The organism is Alcanivorax sp. 1008, assembly GCF_020667895.1.
Taxonomy (GTDB): domain Bacteria; phylum Pseudomonadota; class Gammaproteobacteria; order Pseudomonadales; family Alcanivoracaceae; genus PGZG01.
On sequence record NZ_JAFMPS010000036.1, the window covers coordinates 1 to 8,861 of the forward strand.

Below are 8,861 nucleotides of genomic sequence, written 5' to 3' on the forward strand. Positions count from 1 at the left end.
ACTGCGGCAGTACATGCTCCGGAAAACCTGGCTGTTTCTGGTCCAGATTAACCGCGACCAGCTCAAAATTAACCGGAGCTGTAACCTGCAGATTGCGCAAGATATCCAGCATGGTGTAGGAGTCCTTCCCTTATAGGACATCTAAGCGACAAAACTCACAACAATCCCGTTTATTATCAGCACATTACACGATATTTACCTTGCATAATAGCTCGAAAAAGTTAATGTTGGAAAAAGAACCACAGTTTCGGAGTCCGTTTTGGTCATATTTTGATCACCTCATCCCCTCAAGGCTGGGCAGGAGATGAATCAGGATGCCATGAAAAAGCCTAGGAATATGACTGGTATAAATAAAAAGCACATTCGTCGTGCTGCAATTATGGCGGTCCACTTCATCAGGAACGCCCAGTTTTACCTAGCGAATTAAACTGAATCGGACACAACCTCTTCGTTACATGTTTTTTGTTTTTGAATATATCAAATCAACCAAATTACACATTGGAGCAATATGTTGGAAATATGCCGTTAAATATTGACAGTCGCTATGCGAGAAAAATGGGATGAAATTTCCACCCCTGAATGTTCAGGGCTTGCTCTTTCCTCATTCCTATTAATCTTTAAATTAATGAAATCAAAAAGGCTTCGGTCTGCTAGTTGGCTTAGGCTAATGTTTTGGGTGCTCTTAAATACCTGATAGACAAATCCTGGATTCTCCCGTTCCATGCCGGCAAGCATGGCCTTGACGTTTTGCCTGGCGAGATTTTCCTGAGATCCGCAAAGATTGCATGGAATAATCGGATATGAATTAGCTCGCGCTAATTTTTCGATATCCTTTTCACGGCAATACGCCAACGGACGAATGACAATATTTCTTCCATCGTCACTAAGTAACTTAGGAGGCATTGCCTTTAGCTTTCCTCCGTGAACCATGTTAAGAAATAGCGTCTCAACAATATCATCCATGTGATGTCCAAGAGCCAATTTTGTAGCGCCAATCTCTTCTGCGAAACCGTATAAACTTCCCCGACGCAACCTAGAACATAGTGCACACGTGGTTTTTCCCTCTGGAACCTTTTCCTTAACAATAGAATATGTGTCTTTATCGATTACAAAATAATCAATTCCCTGGCTTTCGAAATATTCAGGCAAAACATGTTCTGGGAACCCAGGTTGCTTTTGATCTAGATTGACAGCAACTACATCAAATGAAATTGGCGCAACGCGCTTCAAATGCAAGAGAGTATCAAGCATCACAAATGAGTCTTTCCCCCCACTGACGCAAGCCATAATTTTATCGCCATCTTCTATCATTCGATAATCTTCGACAGCACTTCCAACAAGGCGCCGCAATCTCTTCTGTAATTTGTTGGCGCTCTTAATGGGATCTTTCATTGTGACTAAATACTCCAATGCTGGATTAGAATGCCTAACAGCACATGAATTTGAAAAATGAATGCCCGAATGGAAATCAGATTTTAAAGGCTTAGGCCATTGTTTGTACACACGGCCAAGCTTCCGTCGGGCAAGATGTTGACACAGCTCTTAGTACGGACGATTCCTTATGCCTATGATTTTATTGAACTATTTTCCTCATTCTAGCGCATGGATCAACCTGCACCTTCAAGGGAAACATGATGCAAATATCAGACAAAGAAAATCAGGCTGAATTTTGTGAAGCACATTAGTCCCTGGGCGAGGCAGGCATCAATCCGTCGGTGGGCAGCCAAGGCGATCGCTGCGATAACGCCCTAGCCGAGACCGTTAACGGGCTGTACAAAGCGGAACTGATCCATCGGCGCAACCCCTGGAAGACTATGGAATCCGGAGAGCTGGCCACACCAAGGAAGAGGCATCACTACGGTGGACAGTTAGCATTAGAAGGCGATAATTCCAAGCATGAAATGCAAAGAGCCGAAATTTAAAGGGCAACCCACATGACCAGAAAGCTTATTGGCAAAAACACTAAAATATTTCCTAACCTTATAGAGACCGATGAATTACAACTCGATGAGACGCTAAATCCTATACCGAAATCTTTGGCGATAACGGGTGTAATTCGCACAAAAGGCGGAACCGGAGAGTTTTCTCAAGTCGAGTCGCTCATATCGGCCAGAAAAAAAACAAAGACTCTGGTCGCAACATTAAACCCAGACTCCCGATACACCACGCTTGGACTTAAGCAACAATCCCTAATTTCAAATGATTATCAAAATGGCAGCGCCATAATCTGTGAAGACTGGATGAGAAACGATGTCCTAAATCGAATACTCAAACATATTGAAGAGAACGATGTAGATCATCTAATACTCGCGGTCGGAACTGGATCAGGAGGAGGGTTATTAGAAAGATTAAAGAGAGTCGAGATGATTGCAGATACTATATATATCACCATTGATTCGAAAATCAATTATTGCGTTGATATGAAAAGAATGCTCATAGAGCACAACATAATGCAAGGAGAAAGAATAAGGTTTGTTGACCTACATAACCAATTATAGCCATGCACTACCAGCCTCAGGAGAAGGTCTTTTCACCAACCTTCTTGCCGGGGTTCATGCGATCTCCGGAGGCTGGTCGGAACGGACCCAATTATGCGAAAGTACGGGAGTTTTTTCAGAGCTTCCCTAGGCATATAAAGCCACCGAATTATGGCGAGTTCATAACCACCCATGAGTTAGTCGATTTGCGCCAGAACTAACTCGCGCTGCGCTGCGTAATAATCAGCGGATAGTCCACATCTGGCCTACTTGCCTCGAGTACTACTTCGCCTAGACGATTCAATACCTGCCGCCGAAAGACGATTCAAATAAATCGAGATGCTCGATCGATATAACCGCAAACATATTTTTATCTTCACCTCTTACGACGAGGGGCCACTCTCCAATACCTGATCAAGGGCATCTATGTTGCTTACAAAATCATCAAGTCCAATTGAGATCATTCCTCTGCCCCATTGAATAATTCATCGTCGCTCAAGGGCGATCACGTACTGCTAACCCGATTTTATGCGCTCTATGACCCCACGAATCACCTTTATGTCTCCTGTCTTACTGTAGTACTGTAGCGGGCTAGCGCCGCTCAATGCGGGCAAGCTTCGTGATATCCAGTTAACCGCCTTGCGTGGCTCGCCCCGATAGAGACCAAACGCCCAATCCATGATGGTTCCAATATCGTAGAGAGCCCTACCAAACCGAAATGGAAGCGTGTTTGCCTCTCGCCATTCAACAATGTCCTTTTCAGAGGCGCCGATGAGAGTTTTCAATTCCGGTTCAGTCCGACTAAGAAGAAGATCCATCAGAACAAAACGATAGTATAATAAGCCTTTCCTGAGGGCTCTTTCAGTCGCCTGACGATTATCGACTCCCAAACCGGTAAGACGCGACCGCAGCGGCACAGGCACGCCGTGCCGGCCGGGATGGCAGATTACTTCGGCCAGCACATTCGGCCAGTCTGGATAGTCATCGCTGCCGAAGTGAATAAGCCGGCCTCGAAAAAGATCTTGCCCCTTCCCACGGTTGTTGTCGTCAATCAAAATATCTCCATCAAAGAAGTCCTTCCTTGGACTAATATGAAGACGTTTCACAAATTCGTATCCTAAATGCTCCGCCACCCAGACCCGCTTCTCTGTGTAACTGAGTGGGTTTCGTGGACTTGGCGCAGTGAGGATATGAATGTCCATGCTACTGATTTCAGCCAGAGCCTTGACCGCTTCAATTGCATTCTCGACTGGCTCAAGTTCCGTAAAGAACCCCTGTCTTGATTGAGGCCACTTGCATGCAGGGTTATTTTTAAAATCCCGCGCGAACGCACCCTTGAAGTTGGTGATCACATCATCCATGTCTACAAAAACCCGGAGAACCTCATCCATGTCTTTTCTCGAATACGGGTCTCGGGTATGGTCAGCACAAGCAGTCCGGAAGTATCCATCAGTGGCACACCATTCGCCTGGCTTCCCGCATTGCTCGCAGGTACTCCAAGCCATGCGCTCTGCATGCTCAATAAGCCGTCGCTCAATTTCGCCACATTTTCTTACCTTCACCTTCAGCCGACCAAATCGCGTTTCGGCACCCTCTACCAGAAATTCAGATTCGTGATCGTCTTCACTCAGTTTGGATAATGAACCGAATAATGCATCCAGCACCCAGAACCAACCATCTCCAACCGAGAAGCTTCCCGCACTACATAGACTCAGAACCTGCGGATACTTGTCGATAAGACTGATTTCCAATTCTTCCCTCACGGTTGACGCTCCCTGTCAATTACGCCCCGCATTTCCCCAACACCCGCAAGGAGTTTGTGTCGGTCAATAAACGGTAGCAGTCTGGCAACGTTTCGAGCATCGTCGACACCACGGTGATGAACACCCTCAAATTGCATCTGGTGAAATTCAAGCGCGCCAAGAAGGCCTGTACGCGCCGCACCGGTTGTCTTGCGCCAGGCCTTTTTCAGGTTGACATGTTGCATGTCCAAGAAAGTGCTTCCGCTGGGAATTCGTCTCTCTTCCGCCATGAACTGCCGGAAATCATAGTTTCCCCAGCTCCCCCAAGTGCCAGGCCGTTGCGAGACCCACTCATCAAGAAGTGCTATTGCCTCACCATATGAAGGAGCCGTATCAATATCTGCCTGATGAATCGACGTCAGTCGTGTGCAGAATCTGCTAAGAATTGGTTCCTTAATGGGTCTTACGAAGGTACAAAATTCGTCGATAACGCAACCGTCTGGTCTTGCCAAGACAGCGCCGATTTCAATAATTTCCATTTCATCGACCGTGTATTCCCGGTCTTCCCAGCAAGTTGCCTCAAGATCGATTACAAAGATTGGGCGCGCCATGGCCGCCTCCGTAATATTAGGTTATTTTTTGATTGCCGCCTTCAACCCAGTAGCAATCAAATCTAGACTTCAATCACTTTCCCTGGGTCGAAGCCCAATATCTCGCCGGGATACCCAACCGGATTTGAGACCACCCGTGTGCCGTCTAGCAGTTCGTCAAAACAGAAATGGGTATGCCCAAAACACCATACCTTAGACAAGCCAAACAGATGATCGAGGTGCGAACAAAAGGCCTTGGTCATCGGCCCTTCAGCAAAGCGCCTGTTGCGGCAAGTTAAGCTCGGGGCATGGTGCGTAATGACAACCGTCCGCTCTGCATCTTCCTTGCTGAGATATGACTCGAGGAACTGGCAGGCTGATTCGTGCATGCGGCTTACTCTATTCGGCGTAAGTAACTCACCTTCAAGTCTTACACAGTGGAAATCAGACATGTTTCGTCTGGCCCTATGGGCGGCAGCCCGATCCATCACCCCCGACCGGTCCTTAAATGAGGTCCAGAGAGTTGCACCAGCGAACCGATATCCATTGAGCTCTATAGTATCTTCCTCGAGGAAATGGATGCCTAGCTGGCTTGCCCTTCGCTCCATTCTCAGCAGGTTTTCAATAAAATCTGAATCGTAGTACTCGTGGTTGCCACTGATATAAATCAAAGGCTTAGCGTGTTTCTGGGAGAGATCTGCGGCCCACTCAATTCCCAGGAGGCCTTCGCCGATGTCGCCAGCGAGCACAAGAATGTCAGCGTCGGTTTGTTGAATTTCGATACGGTGATCTTTGCGATGCTCCAGATGAACATCACTCAACAGCTGGATTTTCATGATATACGCTCATTTCTGAATTCGAAGATCCGGGTTAAACCGGACAATTCAACGGCCAAAGCCGCAAGCCTGCTTCAGGCAGATATTGAGCGTGATATTCGGGAGATTAAGGTGGGGCGGGAAAACAAATGAGCGCGCGCAACGTCCATGCCGGCCTTTGATGCCGGGAAGACGCATACTGCATTTTTTGCGGGGAGGTTGCTCATAGCCAAATGCTAGTTGGACACCAAGAGAAATACAAGTCGCCGATGAAGCACTTCACGAGGAGCTAGATGCAGCCTTTTCCAGATGCTTCTCGATCACCTCGCGGCGCAACTCATCTGGGTCAAGCTCGCCAGCAATAATGGATTCGAGCATACGCTCCCTCTCAGCGGAAACGCGGAACCCTGAAATCCGCATGGATCCTGCCGTCTGGGCAGCCAAAAACTTGGGTGTAAATGGTTGGCGTTTCATGTCTGCGCCTCGAGGCAACTATAAGTGATAGCTTACAGCCATTCCCCGGTTTTCAAAGAGGATTTCGCGCGCTCCCGCTCTATGACCGAGCAAGCCATCCGGCCCAGCGATTCTGGTGTGAACGGGAGCGCTGTTTCGTCGGTCAGCGCCGGCTCTCCCCGCTGGGGATTCTCGGCTGGAAATTTCCTGAGGAAACTCGCTTCAGCCAAAAAGACAGCATCCCGATGAAAATTGTGTCACGTGACACAATTATCTGAGTTCCTAGCTTTCTCATCTGTTGCCAATATTATTTACCTACACCTATGGGGCTGGCTATGCTGGAGACAAGGGTTGTACGTAAATGAGTAAGTCTTAACTTGTGTCATGTGACACAATTTTTGCCGAATAACTTTCTTTTCATCAAAACCTTTTGCTTGTCATGAAGTAATATTGTTGTGCGAAATAATTGATAAATCATTGTTTTATATTAAATTAAGAGCTTATTTGGAGGGTCGTCACACTTCTTTCCAGGCCTCCACTGCCCTTCCTTTGAGTATGAAGCGGTGATATTTCTGGGTTTCTAGTGGAAAGAAGTGCTGTCGCCGCACGGACCGATGATATTTCGCAAGTTTCGGTGAAAAGTTGCTACGAAAGAAACTCGGGGGAGCCCCAAAAGCTGTCCCAGGAATCGGGTGGTAATCCTTTAGGCAGTCTTTCAGCGGAGGCGCCACCCAGTTCCTCATGCTGTAGCTGAGCCGCTGCAATAAAGGCCATTGATAGATCTGGGGTTCCATGGAAATCCGGGGCTGTCTATATTAAAGTCGATTATAATTTGCCTCTAACCAGAGTGAGCGAGGAAAAGACATGGGTTACTTGGCAAAGGTTATAATGAACAGCTTCCGCCAGATCAACAAAGGCGACTCTTACTACCTTGCAGAAAAGGCCGACGAAGTTGAGGGGCTTTCGAATTGGGATGCGCTCGCCTACCTCCGGAGCCTTGACGAGGAGCATCGGTGGTTCGTCGCTGACACGCTCGGGCTTCGGTTGGCGGACCTAGAAAGTGCGCTGAAACTATACAGCGCCGTCTGGAATGGCCGGGCTATGCCCGTCAGTGATGAGTTACGAGCGCGCATAGACGCACTGATGGGTCACGTTGACTTAGGCTGAAACGCCAAGTTCTCGACTGAGGTTAAATAATATCCTCTATATACCGATTAAAATCCCTTGAATAGTTGATTCACACGGCGATCTCATACATCCGACTTCACTTGATCGAGTTCTGGCTGGGCAGACGAAGGCTTCGCATGTTTGTTTGAAGATCTGCCGCACCAGCATAATGAGACACAAAGCGAGACCGTGAATGCTCTTGGCATAGCCCCGCAATCTGCCAAGCTAGTATACGATCTGATCTATTGAACCGAACACTGTTCTTCTTCAAGTAGTTTAGGAAGAGCTTTATGCGCATTTGCCACTCTTCAATAAATGGATTGAAAAATAATAAATAAATGCTGAGGGCTTAACGGCTATATGCAACCAAGCTGGATGCGAACCAGATGTCGGGCATATAATTGCATTACCAATGGCGGGACTCTGGAGCACCAGTTTTCCCCAGTCTTTCCGCGAGCATTCTGAGAATCACCAACGCAAACTCCCTCTGCGTATCCTGGCTTTCCAGAATCGGCACCGATAGCTTCTCATGATCTCCAAGGGCATCCAGCACTGCATCCGTGACCCGCTTCGGAAAAAGCCCATGCATGACCTGCTCGGCGCTATGCGAACGCACCTGCTCCATAACTTCTTGATCTCGACCAATGCGGTCGGCAATGCCATTAGCGAAATGCAACTTGTCCTGTTCGGTGACTTCAAGCCCAAAAAGATCATTCAGCTTTTCAATAATTTCGGAAAGGCGCTTCTTCTCCGGGTCATGGGGATTGCCTGAGCCCACTTCACTGAGCGGCTTGAGGCCATACTCACCATCCTCTTCCTCTAGTCGCAGCTGGTGTTCGGCGCGCTTGGTTAGGCGGTAGTGCGTCAGTTGCAGCTCGGTCACGTCTACCTTTTCCTCATCCAGTCGGTCCACGCGCAGCAGCGGGTGCAGGTGTTTGGCGTAAACGCACAGCTGCTCCAGATCAGCATCATCGTAGTGAACGATCTGAGAGAGGAATTCATAAGCCCGGACGAAACTCTGCAGGTTCTTGCGGAACAGATCCAGGGAGTCCTTGCGCTCGCCGGCTTCCTTCAGCTCCTGCTCGGCGCGCTTGCTGCGGGCTTTGTCGCCATTACGCTCTGCTGTCCGAAGGCTCTCCCGCCACACACGAATATCATCCAGCGCGGCCTTGTAGCGGATGGCGAATCGCTCCTTGGCCGGGTGGCAGTAATAGCTGAGCTTGCTGCTGGCCGCCTTCGGATCAAAGAACGCCAGGGCAAACTCGCGCACTTCTTCCCAGTGGTAGATCTGCTCCTGATCCAGGGTCTTCTGCAGGTCATAGACCACATTCACATCAGACACATTCTCCAGCTCGGCCTTGTTGTAGTAAGGCGCGAAGGCATCGAGGATGTCCTGCGGATCGTTGTAAAAATCGAGAATGAAGGTTTCCTTGCCAGGGAAAGTGCGGTTCAGCCGCGACAGGGTTTGCACGCAGTCCACGCCCTGCAGTTTCTTGTCCACGTACATGGCGCAGAGCTTGGGTTGATCGAAGCCGGTCTGGTATTTGTTGGCGGCGATCATCACATTGAAATCGTCGGTGTCGAAGGCCTGCGCCAGATCGCGACCATGCAGGCCGG

The 8,861-nt window shown here is 48.5% G+C and carries 7 protein-coding genes and 3 pseudogenes; 3 read left to right on the forward strand and 7 right to left on the reverse strand.

Translation table 11 applies throughout. The annotated features are described in order from the left end of the window. Both J1C54_RS15545 and ttcA read right to left on the reverse strand, forming a co-directional pair. A pseudogene (locus J1C54_RS15545) lies at positions 1–130 on the reverse strand (tRNA 2-thiocytidine(32) synthetase TtcA); the annotation flags it as partial. A gap of 395 nt (positions 131–525) precedes the next feature. Next, on the reverse strand, positions 526–1,392 hold the full coding sequence (gene ttcA, locus J1C54_RS15550; RefSeq protein ID WP_229149685.1) for a tRNA 2-thiocytidine(32) synthetase TtcA: 867 nt from the start codon (positions 1,390–1,392) through the stop codon (positions 526–528). A 296-nt stretch (positions 1,393–1,688) separates the two neighbouring features. On the opposite strand from ttcA, the pseudogene J1C54_RS16805 reads away from it, so the two are divergent. Together J1C54_RS16805 and J1C54_RS15560 are read left to right on the forward strand one after the other, a co-directional pair. After that, positions 1,689–1,922 (forward strand): annotated as a pseudogene (locus J1C54_RS16805) (hypothetical protein); the annotation flags it as partial. Positions 1,923–1,934: 12 nt separating this feature from the next. Further along, positions 1,935–2,498: a hypothetical protein gene (locus J1C54_RS15560; RefSeq protein ID WP_229149687.1), complete on the forward strand. Its 564-nt coding sequence runs from the start codon at positions 1,935–1,937 to the stop codon at positions 2,496–2,498. A gap of 494 nt (positions 2,499–2,992) precedes the next feature. On the opposite strand, the gene J1C54_RS15565 is transcribed toward J1C54_RS15560, so the two are convergent. The 4 genes from J1C54_RS15565 to J1C54_RS15580 form a co-directional block, all read right to left on the reverse strand. Then, a complete protein-coding gene (locus J1C54_RS15565; protein WP_229149689.1) occupies positions 2,993–4,240 on the reverse strand; it encodes a hypothetical protein in 1,248 nt (415 codons plus the stop codon). After that, on the reverse strand, positions 4,237–4,830 hold the full coding sequence (locus J1C54_RS15570) for a 3'-5' exonuclease (protein ID WP_229149692.1): 594 nt from the start codon (positions 4,828–4,830) through the stop codon (positions 4,237–4,239). The genes J1C54_RS15565 and J1C54_RS15570 overlap by 4 nt, the downstream gene beginning before the upstream one ends. Before the next feature lie 62 nt (positions 4,831–4,892). After that, entirely contained in the window at positions 4,893–5,645 is a 753-nt protein-coding gene (locus J1C54_RS15575) for a metallophosphoesterase (protein ID WP_229149694.1), read from the reverse strand. Between the two features lie 258 nt (positions 5,646–5,903). After that, positions 5,904–6,098, reverse strand: a complete 195-nt coding sequence (locus J1C54_RS15580; protein ID WP_229149696.1) for a hypothetical protein — start codon at positions 6,096–6,098, stop codon at positions 5,904–5,906. An 843-nt stretch (positions 6,099–6,941) separates the two neighbouring features. On the opposite strand from J1C54_RS15580, the gene J1C54_RS15585 reads away from it, so the two are divergent. Continuing rightward, positions 6,942–7,244, forward strand: a complete 303-nt coding sequence (locus tag J1C54_RS15585; protein ID WP_229149699.1) for a hypothetical protein — start codon at positions 6,942–6,944, stop codon at positions 7,242–7,244. A gap of 406 nt (positions 7,245–7,650) precedes the next feature. Here J1C54_RS15585 and J1C54_RS15590 read toward each other — a convergent pair. Beyond that, positions 7,651–8,861: pseudogene (locus J1C54_RS15590) on the reverse strand (type I restriction endonuclease subunit R); the annotation flags it as partial.